This window comes from Kosakonia sp. (assembly GCF_032052965.1).
In the GTDB taxonomy this organism is placed as follows: domain Bacteria; phylum Pseudomonadota; class Gammaproteobacteria; order Enterobacterales; family Enterobacteriaceae; genus Kosakonia.
In genome coordinates this window covers 39,307-60,867 of record NZ_DAMBVN010000007.1, presented here as the reverse complement: position 1 = coordinate 60,867, position 21,561 = coordinate 39,307, and the positions used below count along the sequence as shown (strand labels likewise).

At 55.2% G+C, this 21,561-nt stretch carries 22 protein-coding genes; 15 read left to right on the top strand and 7 right to left on the bottom strand.

All coding sequences use genetic code 11. The features are described 5' to 3' along the window. The first annotated feature begins 12 nt into the window (after positions 1-12). Together pabA and RTX30_RS10880 are read left to right on the top strand one after the other, a co-directional pair. A complete protein-coding gene (gene pabA, locus RTX30_RS10885) occupies positions 13-576 on the top strand; it encodes an aminodeoxychorismate synthase component 2 (protein WP_312689633.1) in 564 nt (187 codons plus the stop codon). An 87-nt stretch (positions 577-663) separates the two neighbouring features. Further along, entirely contained in the window at positions 664-1,884 is a 1,221-nt protein-coding gene (locus RTX30_RS10880) for an aspartate aminotransferase family protein (protein WP_312689632.1), read from the top strand. On the opposite strand, the gene RTX30_RS10875 is transcribed toward RTX30_RS10880, so the two are convergent. After that, positions 1,874-3,952 (bottom strand): YccS/YhfK family putative transporter, encoded by a 2,079-nt coding sequence (locus tag RTX30_RS10875; RefSeq protein WP_312689630.1) that lies wholly within the window; start codon positions 3,950-3,952, stop codon positions 1,874-1,876. The genes RTX30_RS10880 and RTX30_RS10875 overlap by 11 nt on opposite strands. A gap of 48 nt (positions 3,953-4,000) precedes the next feature. After that, the gene (crp, locus tag RTX30_RS10870) at positions 4,001-4,633 is read right to left on the bottom strand and encodes a cAMP-activated global transcriptional regulator CRP (protein ID WP_000242758.1); all 633 of its coding nucleotides are present in this window, start codon (positions 4,631-4,633) and stop codon (positions 4,001-4,003) included. 333 nt (positions 4,634-4,966) lie between these two features. Between crp and RTX30_RS10865 the strand changes: the two genes are divergently transcribed. Further along, positions 4,967-5,371, top strand: coding sequence for an OsmC family protein (locus tag RTX30_RS10865; protein ID WP_086872663.1), 405 nt, complete (start codon positions 4,967-4,969; stop codon positions 5,369-5,371). Between the two features lie 43 nt (positions 5,372-5,414). Here the strand turns inward: RTX30_RS10865 and RTX30_RS10860 are convergent, their stop codons facing one another. The 3 genes from RTX30_RS10860 to RTX30_RS10850 are packed head-to-tail and all read right to left on the bottom strand — an operon-like array spanning position 5,415 to position 7,574. Then, positions 5,415-6,284 carry a phosphoribulokinase gene (locus tag RTX30_RS10860; RefSeq protein ID WP_312689622.1) on the bottom strand — a complete coding sequence of 290 codons (870 nt, stop codon included), beginning with the start codon at positions 6,282-6,284 and terminating at the stop codon, positions 5,415-5,417. Between the two features lie 55 nt (positions 6,285-6,339). Continuing rightward, a complete protein-coding gene (locus tag RTX30_RS10855) occupies positions 6,340-6,558 on the bottom strand; it encodes a YheU family protein (protein WP_312689621.1) in 219 nt (72 codons plus the stop codon). After that, positions 6,555-7,574, bottom strand: a complete 1,020-nt coding sequence (locus RTX30_RS10850) for a hydrolase (RefSeq protein WP_312689923.1) — start codon at positions 7,572-7,574, stop codon at positions 6,555-6,557. Before RTX30_RS10850 ends, RTX30_RS10855 begins: the two co-directional genes overlap by 4 nt. Positions 7,575-7,757: 183 nt before the next feature. On the opposite strand from RTX30_RS10850, the gene RTX30_RS10845 reads away from it, so the two are divergent. Then, complete coding sequence (locus tag RTX30_RS10845) at positions 7,758-8,882, top strand: toxic anion resistance protein (protein ID WP_312689620.1); 1,125 nt, start codon at positions 7,758-7,760, stop codon at positions 8,880-8,882. A gap of 13 nt (positions 8,883-8,895) precedes the next feature. Continuing rightward, the gene (locus RTX30_RS10840) at positions 8,896-9,876 is read left to right on the top strand and encodes a 5-bromo-4-chloroindolyl phosphate hydrolysis family protein (protein WP_312689618.1); all 981 of its coding nucleotides are present in this window, start codon (positions 8,896-8,898) and stop codon (positions 9,874-9,876) included. Between the two features lie 37 nt (positions 9,877-9,913). On the opposite strand, the gene RTX30_RS10835 is transcribed toward RTX30_RS10840, so the two are convergent. Beyond that, positions 9,914-10,636 carry an NUDIX domain-containing protein gene (locus RTX30_RS10835; RefSeq protein ID WP_312689922.1) on the bottom strand — a complete coding sequence of 241 codons (723 nt, stop codon included), beginning with the start codon at positions 10,634-10,636 and terminating at the stop codon, positions 9,914-9,916. A 196-nt stretch (positions 10,637-10,832) separates the two neighbouring features. On the opposite strand from RTX30_RS10835, the gene prs reads away from it, so the two are divergent. The 10 genes from prs (at position 10,833) to mdcH (ending at position 20,565) form a co-directional block, all read left to right on the top strand. Next, a complete protein-coding gene (gene prs, locus RTX30_RS10830) occupies positions 10,833-11,693 on the top strand; it encodes a ribose-phosphate diphosphokinase (protein WP_312689616.1) in 861 nt (286 codons plus the stop codon). A 13-nt stretch (positions 11,694-11,706) separates the two neighbouring features. Further along, positions 11,707-13,197: a nicotinate phosphoribosyltransferase gene (locus RTX30_RS10825; RefSeq protein ID WP_312689614.1), complete on the top strand. Its 1,491-nt coding sequence runs from the start codon at positions 11,707-11,709 to the stop codon at positions 13,195-13,197. 205 nt (positions 13,198-13,402) lie between these two features. Then, positions 13,403-15,058 carry a malonate decarboxylase subunit alpha gene (gene mdcA, locus RTX30_RS10820; RefSeq protein WP_312689611.1) on the top strand — a complete coding sequence of 552 codons (1,656 nt, stop codon included), beginning with the start codon at positions 13,403-13,405 and terminating at the stop codon, positions 15,056-15,058. After that, positions 15,058-15,915, top strand: a complete 858-nt coding sequence (locus tag RTX30_RS10815; protein WP_312689609.1) for a triphosphoribosyl-dephospho-CoA synthase — start codon at positions 15,058-15,060, stop codon at positions 15,913-15,915. The genes mdcA and RTX30_RS10815 overlap by 1 nt, the downstream gene beginning before the upstream one ends. Positions 15,916-15,924: 9 nt before the next feature. Continuing rightward, a complete protein-coding gene (gene mdcC, locus RTX30_RS10810; RefSeq protein WP_312689608.1) occupies positions 15,925-16,224 on the top strand; it encodes a malonate decarboxylase acyl carrier protein in 300 nt (99 codons plus the stop codon). After that, complete coding sequence (locus RTX30_RS10805; RefSeq protein WP_312689607.1) at positions 16,217-17,053, top strand: biotin-independent malonate decarboxylase subunit beta; 837 nt, start codon at positions 16,217-16,219, stop codon at positions 17,051-17,053. The genes mdcC and RTX30_RS10805 overlap by 8 nt, the downstream gene beginning before the upstream one ends. Further along, positions 17,050-17,850, top strand: coding sequence for a biotin-independent malonate decarboxylase subunit gamma (gene mdcE / locus RTX30_RS10800; RefSeq protein WP_312689605.1), 801 nt, complete (start codon positions 17,050-17,052; stop codon positions 17,848-17,850). Before RTX30_RS10805 ends, mdcE begins: the two co-directional genes overlap by 4 nt. Before the next feature lie 239 nt (positions 17,851-18,089). Then, a complete protein-coding gene (locus RTX30_RS10795) occupies positions 18,090-19,049 on the top strand; it encodes an AEC family transporter (RefSeq protein WP_312689603.1) in 960 nt (319 codons plus the stop codon). Between the two features lie 2 nt (positions 19,050-19,051). Beyond that, positions 19,052-19,669, top strand: a complete 618-nt coding sequence (locus RTX30_RS10790; protein WP_312689601.1) for a malonate decarboxylase holo-ACP synthase — start codon at positions 19,052-19,054, stop codon at positions 19,667-19,669. Beyond that, positions 19,669-20,565: a malonate decarboxylase subunit epsilon gene (mdcH, locus tag RTX30_RS10785; RefSeq protein ID WP_312689599.1), complete on the top strand. Its 897-nt coding sequence runs from the start codon at positions 19,669-19,671 to the stop codon at positions 20,563-20,565. The genes RTX30_RS10790 and mdcH overlap by 1 nt, the downstream gene beginning before the upstream one ends. Positions 20,566-20,616: 51 nt before the next feature. Here mdcH and RTX30_RS10780 read toward each other — a convergent pair whose 3' ends face one another. After that, complete coding sequence (locus RTX30_RS10780; protein ID WP_312689920.1) at positions 20,617-21,552, bottom strand: LysR family transcriptional regulator; 936 nt, start codon at positions 21,550-21,552, stop codon at positions 20,617-20,619. Positions 21,553-21,561 lie beyond the last annotated feature (9 nt).

Genomic DNA, 21,561 nt, shown 5'->3' with positions numbered 1-21,561 from the left:
CCAGAGGCCGCCATGATCCTGCTTATCGACAATTACGACTCTTTTACCTGGAACCTGTATCAATATTTTTGTGAACTGGGTGCGCATGTAGAAGTAAAACGTAATGATGACATAGAGCTGGCGGATGTCGCCCGCCTTGCACCAGCCAAAATTGTTATCTCCCCCGGCCCTTGTACGCCTGATGAATCCGGGGTTTCGCTAGAAGTGATTCGTCACTACAGCGGCACATTACCGATCCTTGGTGTCTGCCTTGGCCACCAGGCCATTGCGCAAGTTTTTGGCGCAACCATTGTGCGCGCCGCGAAAGTAATGCATGGCAAGACCTCACCGGTAACCCACCATGGCACCGGTGTGTTTGCCGGGCTTAATAATCCCTTAACCGTTACGCGTTATCACTCATTAGTGATCGATCCGCCAACCTTGCCCGATGAATTCGAGGTAACGGCCTGGAGCGAAAGCGGTGAAATTATGGGGATCCGTCATCGGTATTGGGATCTGGAAGGCGTGCAGTTTCACCCGGAGAGCATCCTTAGCGAGCAGGGCCATCAGTTACTGAAAAACTTCCTCTTACGCTGATTTCTGGTTGCCATGCAGTGATTTTTTATGCATATTTCGTGATTATATTTTCACAATCATTGCAACACTAAACTGGATGGGCAAGCCATGGCAACTCAGCAAGACGCGGTAACACGTGCAAACTTCGATGACGATATTCTGCCAATTTACGCACCGGCCGAGTTTATCCCGGTCAAGGGAAAAGGCAGCCGCGTGTGGGATCAGCAGGGTAAAGAGTACGTTGATTTTGCAGCGGGAATTGCGGTGACGGCTCTGGGACATTGCCATCCGGCGCTGGTCGAGACGCTAAAAACTCAGGGTGAAACACTGTGGCACACCAGTAACGTCTTTACCAACGAGCCTGCGCTGCGCCTGGCGCGCAAGTTGATTAATGCCACCTTTGCCGAGCGCGTGGTGTTTATGAACTCCGGAACGGAAGCTAACGAGACAGCATTCAAGCTGGCGCGTTTTTATGCATCGACGCGCCACAGTCCTTATAAGACCAAAATCATTGCTTTCCATAATGCTTTCCACGGGCGATCACTGTTTACCGTAAGCGTCGGCGGCCAGCCGAAGTATTCCGATGGTTTTGGCCCGAAACCGGCAGATATCATCCACGTCCCGTTTAACGATCTGCACGCGGTAAAAGCGGTGATGGACGACCACACCTGCGCGGTGGTGGTGGAGCCAATCCAGGGCGAAGGCGGCGTGACAGCGGCAACGCCGGAATTCCTCCAGGGCCTGCGCGATCTGTGCGATCAGCACAATGCGCTGCTGGTCTTTGATGAAGTGCAGTGCGGCATGGGGCGTAGTGGCGAACTGTTTGCTTATATGCACTATGGTGTGACGCCGGACATTCTCACCAGCGCAAAAGCACTGGGTGGTGGTTTCCCGATCAGCGCTATGCTCACCACGCATGAGATTGCCAGTGTTTTCCATGCCGGTTCACACGGTTCTACGTATGGCGGAAACCCGCTGGCGTGCGCCGTTGCCGGCACCGCATTCGACATTATCAATACGCTGGAAGTGCTGAATGGCGTGAATGACAAGCGGCAGCTGTTCGTTCAGCAGTTACAGCACATTGATGAAAAATTCGACCTGTTCAGCGACATTCGCGGCATGGGGTTACTGATTGGCGCGGAACTGAAACCTCAGTACAAAGGTCGCGCGCGTGACTTCCTGTATGCCGCTGCCGGGGCGGGTGTGATGGTACTGAATGCCGGGCCGGATGTAATGCGTTTTGCGCCGTCGCTGATTATCGATGCGCAGGATATTGAAGAAGGGCTAAATCGCTTCGCGGTAGCGGTAGATAAAGTGATCAACGGTTAAGGCGTCTCTTCAGCCAGATACCATGATGTGGGCGCTGACGCCATGCCACCGACGAAATAGTGTGCATGGTGTTCAGATGCCCCACTATACGTTGCAGGTGCTGTTCCAGCGTGCTCATTGGCCCGTGGGTCAGCGTCTCCGGCGACTCCAGAATATTTGCATCTCCCGACTCGCCAGGCCCATCGTATTCCAGCCGCTGCTGACAGCGTTGCAGCGCAATTTCACATGACTGCAGGTTGCGCTGCGCCAGATCCGGGGTAAGCATGGTGTGCTCGCGTGCAAGCGTCGTCATGGCGTTGATATGTTCAACAATAAACTGGCTGTGCGTCACCCACAGCTTCATATCTTCCAGGTAACGGGTGTTGAAGCCCGGCTCCTGCATAGCCTGATTCAACGAGTTGAATAGCGCATTATGCGCCTGGTTAACGCGCATTCTCTGCCATGCCAACGGTGTTGGCTGCGGATTGTCGCTGAGGATCAGGCGGAGGGCCTCCTGATAAGTTTCCAGCGCATCATGGGCGTTTTGCCGCAGCAGGCCGCTTTGCCACTGTGGCCACAACCAGACCATGCCACCAAAGGCAATCAGGCAACCTATCACGGTGTCGATAAATCTGGCGACGATAAACTCCTCGCCATTCAGCGTCAGCAACTGCAGGGTGTACACCGCAGTTATGGTAAAACCGACCATCGCCCAGCCGTAATTCTTGCGGATAATGAGATAACTGATCAGCGTGATCAGCAGCATCGCCGCCAGCGTATATCCCTGTGGTACGTGGAAATGCAGTGTGATACCCGCAATCACCAGACCTGCAAGCGTGCCTGCAGCACGGTGCACAATGCGAACCCGTGTTGCGCCGTAGCCATTTTGCGTAACAAACATCACGGTCATCATGATCCAATATGGCTTGGGTAAATGCAGGGCGCTGCCCATCAGGCTGGCAACACTGAGCATGACGCTAATGCGTGCGGCATTGCGAAGTGCGGAAGACTTCAGTGAAAGATAACTTTTTAACGCCGGGATCAGAGGCAGGCGGCGCTGCGTTTCAGCCATTAAATCCCGGCTGTACAGAGGGCGTTGGGTGCGTAAAACGCGGGCGATACGGCTAAAGTGCCAGGCGCAAAAATGCCCGACCGGGTTATCCGGATGCTGGCGGGCGATTTTCTCCAGCGCACCAACCTGCTTATCCATCGTGAAACGCGTAGGGTATCGGTGATAGAGAATATCATCGGCCAGCACACGCAGGCGTGCAGCAACGGTTTGCGCATTCCAGCGTATCACCTGCTCGGCATGGCTTTGCTCCACCAACTTTTGCACTTCTTCTGGCTGGTGCAAACTGACAGAGATGTGCTCTTGTAGGTCCAGCGCGACCTGGAACACGCGCAACATACGCTTGTAATCATTGTGCTGGTTCGCGGCCAGCATATGCAGTTGCTGATAACACTGACTTATCATATCCACGACTTTTTGCTGGCGGGCCAGCAGCGGTGGCAGGGCGGTTTCTGGATCTTTGTGCTGCGTCAGCAGGCTGTATTTGGCTTCGCAGTAGTCCGCCAGTTCACGGTAAAGCAGGCTTATCGTTTCATGCAGCGGTTGTTCCCGCCACATCCAGAACCAGAACCAGTTAAACAGCCCGTACCACAAGGTACCAAGCGCATAAATCAGTAACGGTTGCCATATTGGCATACTGCCGGCAAGGCTCAGGGTAAAGATGGCAGCAATCAGCGAGGCCGGGAGTAACCGCCCATGCAGTGCACTGATTTCGGCGGTCACGCCAAGTAATAATGTCATGCCGGTGAGGATCAGCGGCAGGGGCAGGTTCTCTGCAAGCAGCAGTTGTACCGCGAGGCTGCATCCTGCAAACAGCGAGCCGCCAATAATCAGGCGTTTAAAGAAACGTTTATGGGGGGTATCAAGACCTGCAATGTTGCAGCAGGCGGGCACGAGGGAGAACAGCAAACCTTGTTGCAAATGACCGACGATTAAGCCGATGGCCACAGGCAAACATAACACCAGCGTTTGCCGCAGTGCGTAGTTGATTTCGGGGTGATAAATCAGCCTGCGCCACATGAGAAAACAAAAACGGCGCACCGGATAAGCGGCGCGCCGTTTTGTCGATTAACGGGTTCCGTAAACCACGATAGTTTTACCGTGTGCGGAAATGAGATTTTGATCTTCCAGCATTTTCAAAATACGGCCCACTGTTTCGCGCGAGCAACCGACGATCTGACCAATTTCCTGACGGGTAATTTTAATTTGCATACCGTCCGGGTGAGTCATTGCGTCTGGCTGTTTCGCCAGGTTCAACAGCGTTTGGGCAATGCGACCTGTCACGTCAAGGAACGCGAGATTGCCGACTTTCTCTGAAGTGACCTGCAGGCGACGCGCCATTTGCGAGGAAAGGCGCATCAGAATGTCCGGGTTTACCTGGATTAACTGACGGAATTTTTTATAGGAAATTTCGGCCACTTCACATGCGGTCTTAGCGCGTACCCACGCACTGCGCTCCTGACCTTCTTCGAACAGGCCCAGTTCACCGATAAAATCTCCCTGATTCAGGTAAGAGAGGATCATCTCTTTACCTTCTTCATCCTTGATCAGCACTGCCACTGAGCCTTTAACGATGTAATACAACGTTTCCGCTTTTTCACCCTGGTGAATCAGCGTGCTCTTCGACGGGTACTTATGAATGTGGCAATGAGACAAGAACCATTCGAGAGTCGGGTCTGTTTGCGGTTTGCCAAGCACCATGCGCGATTATCCTCTGTTATAAGCTGTCACCAGACACAGGATGTGCACCCTGCCCCTGGGGTTGCAATCTATACACGTTATCGTTCGACTTTGTGTATTCGCTTCCAAATCCTCGGAAGTGGACCGTCAGCGTCATCTGCGGTCTCTAAAGTGTGATGTCAGGCGTGTCTGCGTGACATCCATTTTTTCTGTAGCATCCAGATTGTTTTAGCATAGCTTTAACCGCCTGTCTCCTGGTGTCTCGCTTCAGCATGACGCAGGTCGCCTTCCGTTGCGACTTTTCTTATGTACGCGTAATCTGTAAAGAAAATTGCCACTTCGGAGTAAAGAAAAATGCAGGCACGTGTGAAATGGGTTGAAGGGTTAACCTTCCTCGGTGAGTCCGCCTCGGGCCACCAAATCCTGATGGATGGCAACTCAGGCGATAAAGCACCAAGCCCGATGGAAATGGTGCTGATGGCCGCAGGCGGGTGCAGCGCCATTGATGTGGTGTCTATCCTGCAGAAAGGGCGCCATGACGTTACCGACTGCGAAGTGAAGCTGACCTCAGAGCGTCGCGAAGAAGCCCCGCGTCTGTTCACCCATATCAATCTGCACTTTATCGTCACCGGCAAAGCGCTGAAAGATGCTGCGGTTTCCCGTGCGGTGGATCTCTCTGCGGAGAAGTACTGCTCCGTGGCGTTGATGCTGGAAAAGGCGGTGAACATCACCCATTCCTACGAAGTCATAGAAGCCTGATGTGCTCAGCCCGGTAGCGTGGCGTTACCGGGTTCCCCTAACGCTATTTTATCTTTTTCCCTTCCATCAACCGTTGCACCAGCGGCGTCATGATTAGCTCCATCGCCAGCCCCATTTTTCCGCCAGGCACCACCAGCGTGTCCATATGGGAAATAAACGAGCCTTGCAGCATCGCCAGAAGCCATGGGTAATCAATCCCTTCCAGATTACGAAAGTGGATCACCACAAAACTTTCATCCAGCGAAGGAATGCCTTTCGCGGCAAAAGGGTTCGAGGTATCCACGGTTGGTACACGTTGAAAGTTGATATGCGTGCGCGAGAACTGCGGGGTAATAAAGTTAATGTAATCTTCCATGGAGCGTACCACGGAATCCATTACCGCTTCGCGCGAGTGGCCGCGTTCGCTGGTGTCGCGCACCAGTTTCTGGATCCACTCCAGATTAACAATTGGCACTACGCCGACCAGCAAATCAACATAACGTGATACGTCATGCTGTGGGGTGACCACGCCACCGTGCAGTCCTTCGTAAAAAAGTACATCTGTGGGTTCAGGCAATGGCTGCCAGGGGGTAAACGTACCCGGTACCTGGTTCCAGGGCACGGCTTCATCGTAGGTATGGAGATACTTCCGCGCCTGACCTTTGCCGGTCTGGCCATATTCGCTGAAGGTCTGTTCGAGCAGGCCAAAATCGTTAGCTTCCGGCCCGAAGTAACTGATATGCCGCCCAAGATCGCGCGCTTTGCGGATCGCCATATCCATTTCCGGGCGGGTATAGCGATGAAAACTGTCGCCTTCAACTTCCGCCGCCTGCATACCCAGTTGCGCGAAGATCTTACGAAAAGCGAGGCTGGTGGTGGTCGTTCCCGCACCGCTGGAGCCGGTGACGGCAATGACCGGGTGTTTGGCAGACATAATAACTCCCTGAATTAATGATTATTTTCAGTATAGTCAGCCGCCATGCACCCCGTTAATCGTGGAATTGCCCGCGCGGCATAATATTGACTGTCTCGTGCAGTTCAGACCACACCAGCACTGCTTCGCCGCGTTGCAATTGCCGTTTAACATCGGCGACCTTTTGTTCAAGCGAGCGTTCATGTTCACCATAATCGGTGCCTTCGCGCAAGACAAAGCTCTCAATCAGGTTATCCAGCGTTGCGGTTTCGATCTCTTGCCATGGAATAATCATTTCGCCTCCAGCCAGGGAGAGAGCCAGTCCGGAATACGTGTCTCAAGCCACATTTCCGGGCGACGCAGTGTGCCGCCGACAAAACCCACGTGGCCGCCATGCTCCGTTAACTGATACTCAATATTTGCCGGCAAATGTCCGGCATCCGGGATCACATTATGATCCATAAAAGGATCGTCTTTGGCGTGAATAATCAAGGTCGGTTTACGGATGTCCGGCAGTACCGGCATGGCGCTGCAGCGTCGGTAATAATCCAGTGCGTCGGCGAAGCCGTGGATCTTCGCGGTGATCAGGTCGTCAAACTCACGGATGCGGCGTACTTTGCGCAACGCCGACAACGTTAACGGGAGCGAGCCGGGGTAAGCGCGTAATTTTCGCGCTGCGTTGGCTTTCAGCAGATTGAGTAAATAGCGCTGATAAACGCGTGAGAAACCCTTATCCATATGATAACTGCACGCTTCCAGCACCAGTGGCGCAGAGACAATGACCGCTGCATCGACGGGCAAATCATCCTCTGCTTTTGCCAGCAGGCAGCCAAGCATATTACCGCCGAGCGAGTACCCAACGGCTGCCGTTGGCGCGGCACCCAGTTCCTGACGCAGCCATTGCAAAAACCAGGTGCCGTCTTCGGTCTCACCAGAGTGGTAAATGCGATTCAGGCGATTAGGAATACCGCTGCAACCGCGAAAATGCATGACGACCCCCAGCCAGCCGCGCGCCTTCGCCGCATGAACCAGACCGTGCGCGTAAGGGCTATGCAGGCTGCCTTCAAGGCCGTGAAATACCACCAGGCGCGGTTTATGCCGCGCCTGGTACGGTTCTTCACTCCAGGCGAGATCGACAAAATCGCCATCCGGCAGCTCAAGACGCTGCCACCACGGTTCAAACTGCAGGCGACGACGTAAAAGGCGTGGCAGCATCGTTTGTAGATGCGGATTGCGCGCACCCGGCATCGGATGAAAATTGTGCGCTTCTCCCTGATCTTGAAGGAAATTTGCCGGTGTAATATCTGCCATCATAATAAAAAATTTAAGTTAATAGACGGTTATTATACTTGCTAACAATTAGGCTGTTTAATACTTTGCTGCTGTTGTAACGTATTACCCCTTACAGACAGCTTCATAAAGACACAAGAAAACCAGCGATTACATTACATTACATTACCGCTGTCTGCCATTTACCCATTGAGGACGTATTGGATGACGGAACATACCTCGCTTGACCTCGCCGCGCCGCAGCAATCAAACCCGTCGATGAATGACCTGCCTGGCAGTGAACATTTAACCCCGGCGGAGCACGCGCAAATCCAGAATATTGTTGAAGAGATCAATATTAACGACCCGGCGTTTTCGTTGGGTTTTGGCGCAAAAACCATGAACAGCATCTCGCAGTTCTCCGACTCCCTGATGCAAGAAGTGCGGGCAAAAGATGCGGGCATTATCGGTACGCAACTGACCGAACTGCTGCAAAAAATCAAAGGGGTGGACATCAGCGCCTTTGAACAAAAACCGGGCTTTCTCGCCTCACTGCCACTGCTGGGATCGCTGTTTAACCGCATTGAGCGCACGCTGCTGGAATACCAGACCCTGTCTGAGCAGGTAGAAACTATCACCGCAAAGCTGAATGACGCGATGGTTGATCTGCTGCGCAATATTTCCGTGCTCGAGACCCTCTTTGAGCGTAACCGCGAGGTTTTTCAGCAAATTACGCTGCACATTATTGCCGGTAAGCAAAAGCTGGAGCAGATAAAACAGAATGAACTGCCCGCGTTGCAGGTGCAAGCGGCATCGGACCCGATGAACGCGCAGCGCGTGCGCGATCTGCTGGAAGGCATTCAGCGCTTTGAGCGTCGCCTGCATGATTTGATGGTATCGCGAACGATTGCGATGCACTCCGCCCCGCAAATTCGCCTGATGCAGAGCAACAGCCAGTCACTGGCAGAAAAGATCCAAAGCAGCATTCTTTCCACCATTCCGGTGTGGAAAAGCCAGATAGCGCTGGCCATGTCACTGCAAACCCAGCGTCAGGCGGCAAAACTGCAAAAAGAGGTGGCGGATACCACCAATGATTTACTGCGCCGCAATGCGGAAATGTTGCAAACCGGCACGCTGGAAACGGCGCGTGAGGTGGAGCGGTCAGTGGTGGATATCGACACCCTGCGCGATGTGCAGTCGCGGTTGTTGAGTACCATTGAAGAGTCGGTGAAAATTGCTACTGACGCACGTCAACGCAGGGCTGAAGTAGAAAAAGAGCTACTCACAATGGAAAACGATCTGCGTATCCGTCTGGCCTCCATCGCCAGCGGAACGGCGGGACAGCAGTAAGCAGGAAGAGACCATGTCCGAGAGAATCACACACTGGCTGGATGCCTATTACAGCAACCGTTTGAACCGTATCTCCGCCCGGTTATTCACGTTTATCGCGGGCCTCTTATATTCCGCCTATTCAGCCCGTTTCGCTACGCAGGTGGATAGCGAATTGGGGAAAGATGTGGGGGGACTCGCAACCTGCTTCGCGGTGGTGAACTGGTTTGGTTTTATTCTGCTGGGCCGCACGCTGTTCTTTGATCGCATAGCGCTGGTTGTGGGGGCGTTGGCAGGCTTTTTCTGGTTTTTTGTGGGAGATGCCATTGCGCTGCCATTTTGGGCGGGAATGATGGCGATGCTCGTGCATCTCTATCGGGACTGGCGACGGCTTAGCACCATCCATGTGCTGTATCTGTTATTAATGATTCTGTCTGTATCGTTATACCGGCAGATCTATGATTACAGCGCGCACCCCGTCTACCTTGGATTCTTTGCGTTGCTCTTTGTCGGCTATCTCCTGTATGCATGGTCACTGAAGATGGCCGCACGTAAACATGACGCCCAGCTGGCGATTCTTGCTGCAGCCGAAAAAGCGCAACAAACGGCCGCCGAAGCGGATCAGTTGTTAGCGCAGCGTATTGCACGCCTGGAAAAAAAGAGAGGGCTGCCTGCTCCGCTGCTGGCTGAACTGGCTCAGATTACTGCGTCAGCGCGCCAGATCCTGCAATGCATGAGTACAGACAAAAGGGATGAAGTACCGGGGCGGCGCTTTTTAGACCGTTATCTGCCTGGCGTTGAAATGATTGTTACCCAGGGGCAGACCCTTTCGGAACAACTGCTTGACGCTCAACAACGGCAAAAATCGGTAGAAGATCAACTGGAGATGATGCGACGTTTAAAAAGCGCCTTTCATCAGCAACATCAGGCCTTGCTGGAAAACGATACGGATGATCTCAATTCTGAACTTAAAACCTTAGACAAGCTGCTCAAAACAGACGGCTATGTGAAATGATTGGGTATCTGCACTTGCGCGATTGCCGGTGCAGATATTAGCCATCCGTCAGTAAATTTCGCGAAAAAAGATGAATGTCGACGCCCGGTTTGCGCCGCCATAACCGCGCTTTTCGCGCGCCGGTCGGTACACTTTCGCCCGTCTCTTCAAACATGCCGGAAGCTTCAAAACGGCGGATCAGGCTCTTACGCTGGATAGGCTGACCGAGAATGATCTCTGTCGCTTCCTGAAGCTGTGTTTGTGTAAACGTCTCTGGCAGGCAATAAACGGGCAGGAGCGAGTACATCGTTTTTTGCCGCAGCCGGTGCAGTGCGGCCTGAATAATATCCGCATGATCAAACGCCAGCGCATAGTGCGGCAACTCGCTGACCGGCACCCATTTGGCATCGCTTACACTCTCGATATGCGGGGCGCAAGAAACCCAGGAAATCAGCGCGAACCAGGCCACCGTCAGGCTCCAGCCGCGTGGATCGCGCTGCGGGCCTGAAAAGGTATCCAGCTGTTCGAGCCACGATGGCGAAACACCGGTTTTTTCGGTCAGCTTACGCAACGCCGTCGCGCGGGTTGAATCATCTTTGTCCAGATCGATAAAGCCGCCGGGCAGCCCCCAGCGCCCCTGCTGCGGCTGGCTTGCGCGTTCTACTAATAATACGCAAAGCACCTGCTGATGCAGGGTGAATAGCACATTATCCACCGTCACCAGCGGTGAGGGGAAACGGCTGGCATCGTAGGCGTTCAGATATTCGGCTTCGCTGATCATCGTTAACTCGTCTTTTTGCACACGCCACAAGTTTATCAGCCTGCGAAAGGGCAGCAAGTTAACTTTTATCCTAATATTTTTCAGCAGCTTAGCGCTTATTAAAAGCCTGATGGAAAAAAGAACTTGCATTAATAGTGTCTCATCGACAATATTACAAGTGTCCAAGGGACATTAATTGAGCTCAGTGAGGTGTGTGATGGCAAACAGAATCGCGTTGTTTCTCGATAATCAGCAAGTTGAACTTAATCACGGTATTTTCCCGGATGGTGCAGTGTGGCTGAAAGTGACCGGCGAGTTGCCCACCTTCGCCCACCTCATGCGTATTCGTGTCGCGGCGATGCGGGACATGAATGACTTTATGTTATTGGCGCAACTGGTTGATGCCGTGCGTCACGTTACCGATATCGCCATCAGCCACCTTGAACTGGCCTGGCTGCCATGGGCGCGTCAGGATCGTCATATGGTCGCAGGCGATAGCTTTGCGCTAAAAGTCTTCGCTAATCAACTGAACACGCTGAATTTTAATAAAGTTTTTGTTCTCGACCCACACAGCGACGCCGCAGCGGCAGCCATCGATAACTGCGTTGCCATTGCTCAGGAAACCTGCCTGTTGCAGAGTGAAACGCTGCGTTGTGCCATTCGTGAGGGGGAACTGATGCTGGTCGCGCCGGATGCAGGTGCACTGAAAAAAATTCACAACGTGGCAAAAGCCAGCGGCGCTCAGGAATACGCCATCCTCACCAAAGAGCGTGATGTGGCAAGCGGCAATCTGACCGGGTTTGCGCTGGTTTCCGGCCATGTTGCCGGGAAAGACGTGTTGATTGTTGATGACTTATGCGATGCCGGCGGCACCTTTATCGGCTCTGCGCAGGTACTGCGCGATGCTGGCGCACGTAGCGTGAGCCTGTATGTGACACACGGCGTCTTCTCCAGGGGGGTGGAGAACCTGCTTAACAACGGTATCGACGCTATTTATACCACCACGTCTTACACCTCGCCTGAGCTCGCTGAGCCGCGAGTTGAATTGATCGACATTGATACCATTTTTCGCGCTTAAGGGAGAGAACACCATGAATATCAACCCAATCCTCGCTATCGACGGTTACAAAGTGTCGCACCGCGTGCAGTACCCGCAGGGTACGACGCAGGTCTATTCCAACTTCACACCGCGCAGCGACCGTTTTTTCCAGTCGCCGGTGGCAGATGGCAAACTGGTGTTCTTCGGTCTGCAGGGGTTTCTGCAATGGTTTATGGTCGATCTGTTTAACGACAGCTTCTTTGCCCGCCCGGAAGAGGAAGTGGTGAATGAATACAAGCAAGTGATGGATAGCTATCTCGGCAGGGATGCCGTGGCGGTCGATCACATTCGTGCGCTGCACCGTCTGGGTTATCTGCCGTTGCACATTAAATCTCTGGATGAAGGCAGCAAAGTTCCGATGAAGGTGCCGGTCCTGACCATCACGAACACCCGCGAGGAGTTTTTCTGGCTGGTGAACTACCTGGAGACGGTGCTCTCTGCTGAACTGTGGAAAGCCTCCACCAACGCGACCATTGCGCACCACTACCGTAAAATCTGTGAACAGTGGGCGGCAAAAACCTGTACGGATTTATCGCACCTGGATTTCCAGTGCCACGACTTCTCGTTCCGTGGTATGGCGGGCCTGCACGACACCGCCCAGGCGGGGGCAGGTCACCTGTTGAGTTTTAAAGGCACTGACAGCATTCCCTCGCTGCTGTATGCCCGCGATCACTATACCGGCGGTGAAGAGTACTTCATTGGCGCCAGCATTCCGGCTACCGAGCACAGCGTAATGTGCATGGGCGAACACGAGCATGAAATAGAAACTTTCCGTCGCCTGATTGCCGACATTTATCCGCAGGGCTTTGTCTCTATCGTTTCCGATACCTGGGATTACTGGCGTGTGCTGACGGAGTACACCCGAGAACTGAAACAGCTTATCCTGGGCCGCGAAGGGCGCGTGGTATTTCGCCCGGACAGCGGCGACCCGGTAGAGATCCTTTGCGGTACCGGTGCGGATGACGACACGCGTCCCGAGCGCAGCCCGGAAGAGAAAGGCTCTGTTGAAGTGCTGTGGGAGATCTTCGGTGGCACCCTTAACGACAAAGGTTACAAAGTGCTGGATCCCCATGTCGGCCTGATTTATGGCGATTCCATTACCCTGGCGCGTGCAAATGAGATCCTGCGCCGCCTGGAAGCGAAAGGGTTTGCCAGCTCAAACGTGGTGTTCGGCGTAGGTTCGTTTACCTATCAGTACAACACCCGCGATACGTTTGGTTTTGCCATGAAAGCGACCTGGGGCGCGGTAAATGGCGAAGGGCGGATGATTTTTAAAGAGCCGAAAACTGACAACGGTCTGAAACGGTCTGCTCGCGGGTTGTTGCGGGTTGAGCGCGATGCGCAGGGCGAACTGCAACTGCATGACGAACAAAGCTGGGAGCAGGAAAAAGGCGGCGAGCTGAAAACCCGCTTCCTTGATGGCAAGCTCTACCAGTCCGAGCATTTCGAGCAAATCCGCCAGCGTCTGGCCAGCCAGCGCTAACGGCTCTCCCCTGGCGGCACATTCTGTGCCGCCATAGATCCTTTTCTTCCGGCGGAAACTGATCCACATCACAGATTGTTTCTTTGATTATTACTCTCAGGCTAATGATTTAGCGACCTCCTTAATTGATGCCTTTCTCACCAAAGCGCACACTGAATTCAGTGTTAAGCAAGTCAAAATGATGAGCTGAATCAGGAGGTTAATAATGTTATCTGGGCAAACGCCAGCACGGGTATGGAACACGCGGCGCAGCGAGAAACAGCGCCGCCTGGCGTCCATTCCCGTGCAGGGGAAAGTACTGCCGACTGGCGATCTTGTCGCCATGCTGGAAAAACTGATCGCACCGGGCGACCGCGTCGTACTGGAAGGGAACAACCAAAAGCAGGCGGATTTCCTCTCCCGCTCTCTGGCCGAAGTGAACCCGCAGAAAGTGCACGACCTGCATATGATTATGCCCAGCGTCGGTCGCAGCGAACATCTTGATATCTTTGAAAAAGGTATCGCGCGGAAGCTCGATTTCTCCTTCTCCGGCACGCAGAGTCTGCGCATTTCGCAACTGCTGGAAGACGGTTTACTGGAAATCGGCGCGATCCACACTTACATCGAACTCTATTCCCGCCTGTACGTTGACCTTTGCCCAAATGTGGCGCTGATCGCCGGTTATAAAGCCGACCGCAAAGGCAATCTTTATACCGGCCCGAGTACGGAAGATACTCCGGCGCTGGTAGAAGCAGCCGCATTCCGTGACGGGATTGTTATTGCTCAGGTTAATGAGCTGGTCGACGACGAGTGTGACCTTCCTCGCGTGGATATTCCCGGTTCGTGGATCGATTACGTCGTGGTTGCCGACAAACCGTTCTTTATCGAACCGCTGTTTACCCGCGATCCGCGTCTGATTAAGCAAGAACATATCCTGATGGCGATGATGGCCATTAAAGGCATCTATGCTGAGCATCAGGTGCAGTCGCTCAACCACGGTATCGGTTTTAATACCGCGGCTATCGAACTGCTGCTGCCGACCTACGGCGAACAACTCGGCCTGAAGGGCAAAATCTGTAAACACTGGACGTTGAACCCGCACCCGACACTGATCCCGGCGATTGAAAGCGGCTGGGTTGAAAGCGTGCACTGTTTCGGCGGCGAGCTCGGCATGGAAGAGTACATCCGCGCGCGTCCGGACGTGTTCTTTACCGGTGCCGATGGCTCTATGCGTTCCAATCGTGCGTTCTGCCAGCTAGCCGGCCAATACGCGGTGGATATGTTTATCGGATCCACCTTACAGATCGATGGCCTGGCCAACTCCTCTACCGTGACTCGCGGTCGCCTTTCCGGTTTTGGTGGCGCACCGAATATGGGCCATGACCCGCATGGTCGCCGCCACGCCACCCCAGCATGGCTGAACATGATCACCGAGCCGGACCCAATGCAGCGCGGTAAAAAGCTGGTCGTGCAGATGGTGGAAACCTTCCAGGCGGGTGCGAAACCCACATTTGTGGAAAGCCTCGATGCCGTGGATGTGGCGAAATCCTCCGGTATGCCGCTGGCACCCGTGATGATTTATGGCGATGACGTTACCCACGTGCTGACCGAAGAGGGGATCGCTTACCTCTACCGCGCAGAGAGTATTGAAGAGCGCCGTGCGATGGTCGCTGCGGTTGCCGGCATTACCGACATTGGTCTCGGGGTAGACGCAAAACGCGTCGCCGCACTGCGCCAGAGCGGCAAAGTGGTCTACCCGGAAGATATGGGCATCCGCCGCACGGAGGCGACCCGTTCGTTGCTGGCTGCAAGCAGCGTGGCTGATCTCGTTGAATGGTCCGGCGGTCTTTACAACCCACCTGCGAAATTCCGGAGCTGGTAATGAAACTTCTGCCACAGATTGCGGCTGAGGGTGGTGCCTTTCGTCTGGCGCATACCGCCACTCAATGTCTGATTGACGAAGCACGTTTAAGCCCGAAACCCGGTCTGGTGGACAGTCGGGGGAATGGCGCGCATCACGATCTCACACTCGAACTGATGGAGCATTCCGCGCACAGCCTGACCCCTACGTTTCAGGCGCTGGCGCAACAAAGCTGGTTGCAACCGGCAAACGTTGCGCTCCGGCAAACCATAGGGCGGCTTGGTCGGGAAGGCGAACAGCAAATGATGGTGGCGACCCATGGCGTGAACACCCATCGTGGCGCGATTTGGGCGCTGGGGCTGCTGGTAAGCGCGGTTGCCATGCTCGGCGGAGAAGGATCGCCGCTGGTGATAGCCCGCACCGCTGCACAACTGGCGAAATTACCCGACGACGCGGCACCAAAAGTCTTCAGCAAAGGGCTGCGTGCGACCCATCGCTACCGCGTTCCCGGTGCGCGCGAAGAAGCGCAGCAGGCGTTTCCGCACATTGTGCAACTGGCCTTGCCGCAACTGCATCTCAGCCGTCAACGCGGCAGCACTGAAGAGCAGGCAAGACTGGATGCCCTGATGGCGATTATGACCTCGCTGAGTGATACCTGCGTGCTGTCTCGTGCAGGCCTGGAAGGGCTACAGGCCATGCGTCAGGGGGCAACGGCAGTATTGCAGGCCGGCGGCGTTGCACACCCTGACGGGCAGTGCGCGCTGGCGAAGCTGGATGCGCACATGCTGATGCTGAACGCGTCACCGGGTGGAGCAGCCGATTTACTGGCCGCCACGCTGTTTCTTGACCGTATAACGTCGCCTTACTTAGCGAATTAAGAGGAAGTTATGGAACACATTACGATCACCGTGCCTGCGGGCCGCGTCTTACGCGGTAAAGCACTGGCAGGCGTTGTGGGCTCCGGGGATATGGAGGTGTTATTCACCGCCGACCAGGGGCAAACACTGACTATCGACATCACCACCTCCGTGGATAACAGCCGTGGACGCTGGGAAGCCTTGTTCAACCGTCTTGGTCTGGTCAGCACGCTGCCAGCAGGCACACTGGCGATTCACGATTTCGGCGCGACGCCCGGTGTGGCGCGTATCCGTATCGAACAGGTTTTCGAAGAGGTGAGCTATGCGTGACGATCGCAGTTTTATCGAACTCAAAGCGCGTCAGCGCGCACAGGCGCTGCTGGATCAGGGCAGCTATCGTGAATTGCTCGATCCGTTCGAAGGCATTATCTCGCCGTGGTTAGGACCACAGGGGATCGTGCCGCAGGCGGATGACGGCATGGTTGTCGCCAAAGGCACTATCAATGGTCAGCCAGCCGTTGTTGTTGCAATTGAAGGGGCTTTCCAGGGCGGGAGCATGGGCGAAGTCTCCGGCGCAAAAATGGCGGCGGCGCTGGAACTGGCAGCGGAAGATAACCGCAACGGCATTCCGACACAGGCCGTGCTGTGCCTGGAAACCGGCGGCGTGCGTTTGCAGGAGGCCAACCTCGGCCTGGCGGCGATTGCCGATATCCATGCTGCGATTGTCGACCTGCGCCGTTACACCCCGGTCGTTGGCATTGTTGCCGGGACGGTGGGCTGCTTTGGCGGGATGTCGATTGCCGCTGCATTGTGCAGTTACCTGATTGTCACCCGTGAAGCACGCCTTGGCCTCAATGGCCCACAAGTCATCGAACAGGAAGCCGGTATCGAAGAGTACGACTCTCGCGACCGCCCGTTTATCTGGAGCATGACCGGCGGCGAGGTGCGCTATCACAGCGGGCTGGTGGATGCGCTGGTAGGTGATGGTGTGAATGCGGTGAAACAGGCAATGAATTCGGCAATCGCCAGGGGCGTGCCTGTGAAGCATCGCACCGATAAATACGATGACTATCTGCAACGTCTGAGCCAGTTCGACACCCGCAAACAGGCGGATGCAGAACAGATCAGCGCGTTGTTTGCCGGGGAGGGGAAAGCATGAGTACGACAATGAGTCGCGGCGCAGTATGGCTGGAAAAACTGGCGCCGAATGCCCATCGCCTGAGCGGGTTGTGCCCGTCGGTGCAGGCGGCTGACGGTGAAATCAACGGCGAAGCGGTGCGTTTTATCGCCGTGGTGCCGGATGCCAACAACCATTACCCACGTGCTGCAAAAGGGGAAGTCGGCCTGTTGGAAGGCTGGACGCTGGCGAAAGTGGTGAGCGAGACCGTGATGGCAGATGCCAACAGCAGCGTGAAGCGCCCGATCATCGCGGTGATTGATGTACCGAGCCAGGCCTATGGCCGTCGTGAAGAAGCGTTTGGTATCCACCAGGCGTTGGCGGGGGCAGCCGCTGCTTATGCTAATGCGCGTCTGGCGGGGCACCCGGTTATCGGTTTGATCGTCGGTAAAGCGATGTCCGGCGCCTTTCTGGCGCACGGCTACCAGGCTAACCGCCTGATTGCCTTGAACGATACTGGTGTTCTGATCCATGCAATGGGTAAAGCGTCGGCGGCACGCATTACGCTGCGTACCGTTGAGGCGCTGGAAAAACTGGCCGCCACCATTCCGCCAATGGCGTATGACATCAGCAACTATGCCACGCTGGGGCTGTTATCGGATCTGCTGAACATCAGCAACCCGGATGCACCCTCAGCCAGCGATCTGGCGCAGGTAAAGGCCACACTGCAACAGGCCATTCAAGACGCTCGTCAGGACACCTCGTTGAAAAATCGTCTGGGTGCTGACAACCGCCGTAGCTCCGCTCTTGTGCGCGAACGCATGAGAGCCAGCTGGTAAGTAAAAAAAAGAAACCTGCCAGATAGCAATGCATGGGCGCGAACCCGCGCTCATGCGCTACTGAAAATAAAAAAATCGCATACAAGACCCAAGCACAAAATCATTCGTTTTGCATCGAGACGGCAACTGAGCGAATCCCTGGGCGCTTACTGAAGTCAGTGACCAGCGTGAACAAAGGCGGCCAGCAAAGAGGCAGGGCGAAGGATGAAGTGATTTCTTTTTTATTACAGGTGATTTCTATGACTTATGTAATTGTTCATGCCCTCGCACCGATCTTTGTCATCATGCTGCTGGGTTTCTGGGCGGGAAAGGCCAAAATGGTCGACAACAAAAATGTTTCCCTGCTCAATATCTTTGTGATGGACTTCGCGCTACCTGCCGCGTTGTTTAGCGCGACCGTGCAGACACCCTGGACGGGCATTATCGCGCAATCGCCGCTGATCCTCGTGCTCACGCTCTCCATGTGGATCACCTACGCCGCCATTTACTTCCTGGCGACCTCCGTTTTCAAAAAATCGCCGCAGGATGCCGCTGTGCTGACGCTGACCGTTGCACTGCCTAACTATGCGGCGCTGGGACTGCCCATTCTGGGTAGCGTGCTGGGCGAAGGCCCCTCCACATCGTTGTCTGTGGCGGTTTCTATCGCGTGTGGTTCCGTACTGATGACACCGTTCTGCTTGCTGATCCTTGAACGTGAAAAAGCGCGTGCGGCGGGTGGGAATACCGGTTCCACGCTGGCAATGCTGCCGGTGCTGATGTGGCGTTCGGTGAAAAAACCGATTGTCTGGGGGCCGTTGCTTGGGGTCGTGCTGTCCGCGATCGGCATTAAAATGCCGGAGCTGGTACTGGCCTCTATTAAACCGCTGGGCCTGTCGGCTACGGCTGCGGCACTGTTCCTGACCGGGGTTATTCTCTCTGCTCGCAAACTGGCCATCAATACCATGGTTATCTCGGCAACCATCACGAAGTTGTTGATCCAACCGGCTATCGCCTGGGGGATTGTGCTGGTGTTCGGCCTGCATGGCTCGGTGGCGATCACCGCGATCCTGATGATCGCGCTGGCGGCGGGTTTCTTCGGGGTGGTATTCGGTAACCGCTTTGGCGTGCAATCGCCGGATGCTGAAGCCGTACTGCTGCTAAGTTCTGTTCTGTGTATCCTGTCGCTGCCGCTGTTTATCTCACTGACTTCAGGAATGTAATCATGACCTCAACATTACGCCCGCACGATCTTCTCTGGCTGACCACACCTGAAGCGCTGGAAGGCGTCACTGAACCCTGGGTCACAGAGACGTGGCATGTCGGTTTGCCGGTCGTGGTGCGGCGTGATGTTGATACACGTGGGCGGATTCCCGTGGGCGTGCGTGGCTTGCGCCGCGATCAGCGCGCTGCGGGATGGGTGAAGCCGGAAAACGTTAACCGTGTGATCCCGCCGGAACAACTTATCGAACCGCAGGCACTGCTGCGTTCGCCTTTTGTCTCTCAACCGCCTGTGCAACTGGCGCTGCAACTGGCGCAGCTGAACTGGTCGTGGCAATGGGGCGTTACCGGTAGCACCGGGTATGCGCTGGCCACTGGCATTCCGGTTATTCATGCGACCAGCGATCTCGACTTGCTGATCCGTGCCCCACAGCCGCTTGTCGCAGCGGAACTGCAACGCTGGCAACAGCATATCAGCGGTGGGTTGTGCCGGGCGGATACGCAAGTCGACACGCCCTGTGGCGGTTTTGCGCTGGCGGAGTGGCTGCGCGACGGTCGGGTAATGCTGAAAACGAACCACGGGCCGCGTCTGGTGAGCGACCCCTGGCGCAGGGAGGAGTAATGAAAATTTTGTTCACGTTTCCGGGGCAGGGGACACAGCGTCCCGGTATGTTACAGGCGCTTCCTGGCAATGAAATTGACGAAGCCCGTGCGGTGCTGGGTGACGAAGTTGATACGCTGGACAGCTCTGAAGCATTAACACATACGCGTGCCGTACAGCTCTCTTTGTTGATTGCCGGGGTTGCCTGGGCGCGGGAGTTACAGCGCCGCGGCGTGCAGGTGGATATCACCAGCGGGTTGTCGATTGGCGCTTATCCGGCAGCGGTGATTGCGGGCGCACTCGACTTCCGCGACGCGTTACGGCTGGTGGCACTGCGAGGCGATTTGATGGAACAGGCATATCCGCAGGGTTACGGGCTGACAGCGATTATGGGACTGACCCTTTCTCAGGTGGAAAGAGTGGTGGAAGGCAGCGGGGCGTATATCGCTAACCTGAATGCCGAAACACAGATTGTTATTGCCGGGCGCGATGAAGCGATGGCAGAAGTGGCGCAGCGTGCGCTGGCAAAAGGTGCCAGCAAAGCGCAACGGCTGGCGGTCAGCGTACCCTCTCACTGTGCGTTGCTGGAGGCGCCTGCAAAAAAACTGGCGCAGGCCTTTGCTGGCATTACGTTACACCGACCGCAATGCGCCTATTTAAGCGGCAGCACCGGGCGCGTGCTATGGCAGCCGGAGAAGATTGCCGACGATTTAGCGTGGAACATGGCGCGTACCGTGCGCTGGCAGGAGGCGGTGATTTCCGCTAATGAACGTGACGCGCGACTGGCGATAGAGATGCCGCCTGGCGGGATCCTGACGTGCCTCACCCGACAGGCATCGTGGGAAGGTGAAAGTATTTCGCTGGAGCGTAGCGGCGTTGAGGTGGCGTTACATCTGGCGAAGCGGCTCAGGCGTTAACGTTTTGCCCTGGTGAGCCGCTGCTCAGCATCATCGCGCCAGCCGCAAACATCAGGCGCTATTCTCACCCAGGCTACGGGCATACATCCTCCCTTCAGCCGCCAGCGCCAGCAGGTTCGGATCGTGCTCGCGGTTGCGAGCAAAGACAATGGCAATTAACTGCTGCATTTGATAGGGCTCGGCCAGGCGCAACAATTGCACCGAACTTTCATAGACCTTTTTCATTCTTCCTGGCATCAGTGAAAAGCCAACGCCTGCCTGCACCAGGCTGAGCATTGAGAAGATGTCATTGACGCGGGTGACGATTTCCGGCTCAAAACCGGCAATATGAAACGCCTCCTGGAACCCGGCGTAGGTGGCGAAACCTTCTGCCAGAGAAACAAACTTTTGCGTCCGGTAATCACGCAGATCGGCCAGTGTGTCGGTTTTTAACGTCGCACTGGCGGGGGCGGCAAGAAAGATGTCGTCATGGAACAACGGCAGGACTTCCAGGCTGTTACGGTCGATCTCGCTTTCGGAAATCGAAATCAGGATCGCATCCAGCGATCCTTCCTCCAGCATATGCAGCAGTGTTTCGTTCGACCCCATAGTAAGGTCCATTTCCAGATCCGGGCGACGCAGCTTCATGCCCATAATTAAGCGCGGTACCGTTTCCAGCGTCAGCGAGTAAAGGGTACCGACGCGTAATCTGCCCTGGCCGACGCCAGCAGTTTTACGCGCTTCATTCAGACCGCGCTCCATCAGTTGCGTCACTTCCTGGCAATATTCCAGTAATGTCCATGCGGCCGGGAGCGGAATCAGATTGCGGCCTTTGTGCACGAACAGCGGACAGCGGACATTCTCCTCCAACGTATGCAGCGCACGGTGGACGCTGACCCCGCTGAGATTGAGTGCTTCGGCGGCGCGGGCGATATTTCCTTTGTCCATAAAGGTCATAAAAATGCCCAGCTTGCGAAACGTGATGTCGTTGGTGATCTCCAGCTTCATAAAACCCTC

Bases quoted from the DNA above. Each gene is read 5' to 3' on its own strand.
- mdcC (WP_312689608.1), top strand. From the start codon at position 15,925: ATGGAACACATTACGATCACCGTGCCTGCGGGCCGCGTCTTACGCGGT.
- mdcE (WP_312689605.1), top strand. From the start codon at position 17,050: ATGAGTACGACAATGAGTCGCGGCGCAGTATGGCTGGAAAAACTGGCG.
- RTX30_RS10850 (WP_312689923.1), bottom strand. From the start codon at position 7,574: ATGGCAGATATTACACCGGCAAATTTCCTTCAAGATCAGGGAGAAGCG.
- RTX30_RS10795 (WP_312689603.1), top strand. From the start codon at position 18,090: ATGACTTATGTAATTGTTCATGCCCTCGCACCGATCTTTGTCATCATG.
- mdcH (WP_312689599.1), top strand. From the start codon at position 19,669: ATGAAAATTTTGTTCACGTTTCCGGGGCAGGGGACACAGCGTCCCGGT.
- RTX30_RS10855 (WP_312689621.1), bottom strand. From the start codon at position 6,558: ATGATTATTCCATGGCAAGAGATCGAAACCGCAACGCTGGATAACCTG.
- RTX30_RS10815 (WP_312689609.1), top strand. From the start codon at position 15,058: ATGAAACTTCTGCCACAGATTGCGGCTGAGGGTGGTGCCTTTCGTCTG.
- RTX30_RS10880 (WP_312689632.1), top strand. From the start codon at position 664: ATGGCAACTCAGCAAGACGCGGTAACACGTGCAAACTTCGATGACGAT.
- prs (WP_312689616.1), top strand. From the start codon at position 10,833: ATGGCAAACAGAATCGCGTTGTTTCTCGATAATCAGCAAGTTGAACTT.
- RTX30_RS10825 (WP_312689614.1), top strand. From the start codon at position 11,707: ATGAATATCAACCCAATCCTCGCTATCGACGGTTACAAAGTGTCGCAC.
- RTX30_RS10840 (WP_312689618.1), top strand. From the start codon at position 8,896: ATGTCCGAGAGAATCACACACTGGCTGGATGCCTATTACAGCAACCGT.
- RTX30_RS10805 (WP_312689607.1), top strand. From the start codon at position 16,217: ATGCGTGACGATCGCAGTTTTATCGAACTCAAAGCGCGTCAGCGCGCA.
- RTX30_RS10875 (WP_312689630.1), bottom strand. From the start codon at position 3,952: ATGTGGCGCAGGCTGATTTATCACCCCGAAATCAACTACGCACTGCGG.
- RTX30_RS10780 (WP_312689920.1), bottom strand. From the start codon at position 21,552: ATGAAGCTGGAGATCACCAACGACATCACGTTTCGCAAGCTGGGCATT.
- pabA (WP_312689633.1), top strand. From the start codon at position 13: ATGATCCTGCTTATCGACAATTACGACTCTTTTACCTGGAACCTGTAT.
- RTX30_RS10860 (WP_312689622.1), bottom strand. From the start codon at position 6,284: ATGTCTGCCAAACACCCGGTCATTGCCGTCACCGGCTCCAGCGGTGCG.
- RTX30_RS10835 (WP_312689922.1), bottom strand. From the start codon at position 10,636: ATGATCAGCGAAGCCGAATATCTGAACGCCTACGATGCCAGCCGTTTC.
- RTX30_RS10790 (WP_312689601.1), top strand. From the start codon at position 19,052: ATGACCTCAACATTACGCCCGCACGATCTTCTCTGGCTGACCACACCT.
- mdcA (WP_312689611.1), top strand. From the start codon at position 13,403: ATGTTATCTGGGCAAACGCCAGCACGGGTATGGAACACGCGGCGCAGC.
- crp (WP_000242758.1), bottom strand. From the start codon at position 4,633: ATGGTGCTTGGCAAACCGCAAACAGACCCGACTCTCGAATGGTTCTTG.
- RTX30_RS10865 (WP_086872663.1), top strand. From the start codon at position 4,967: ATGCAGGCACGTGTGAAATGGGTTGAAGGGTTAACCTTCCTCGGTGAG.
- RTX30_RS10845 (WP_312689620.1), top strand. From the start codon at position 7,758: ATGACGGAACATACCTCGCTTGACCTCGCCGCGCCGCAGCAATCAAAC.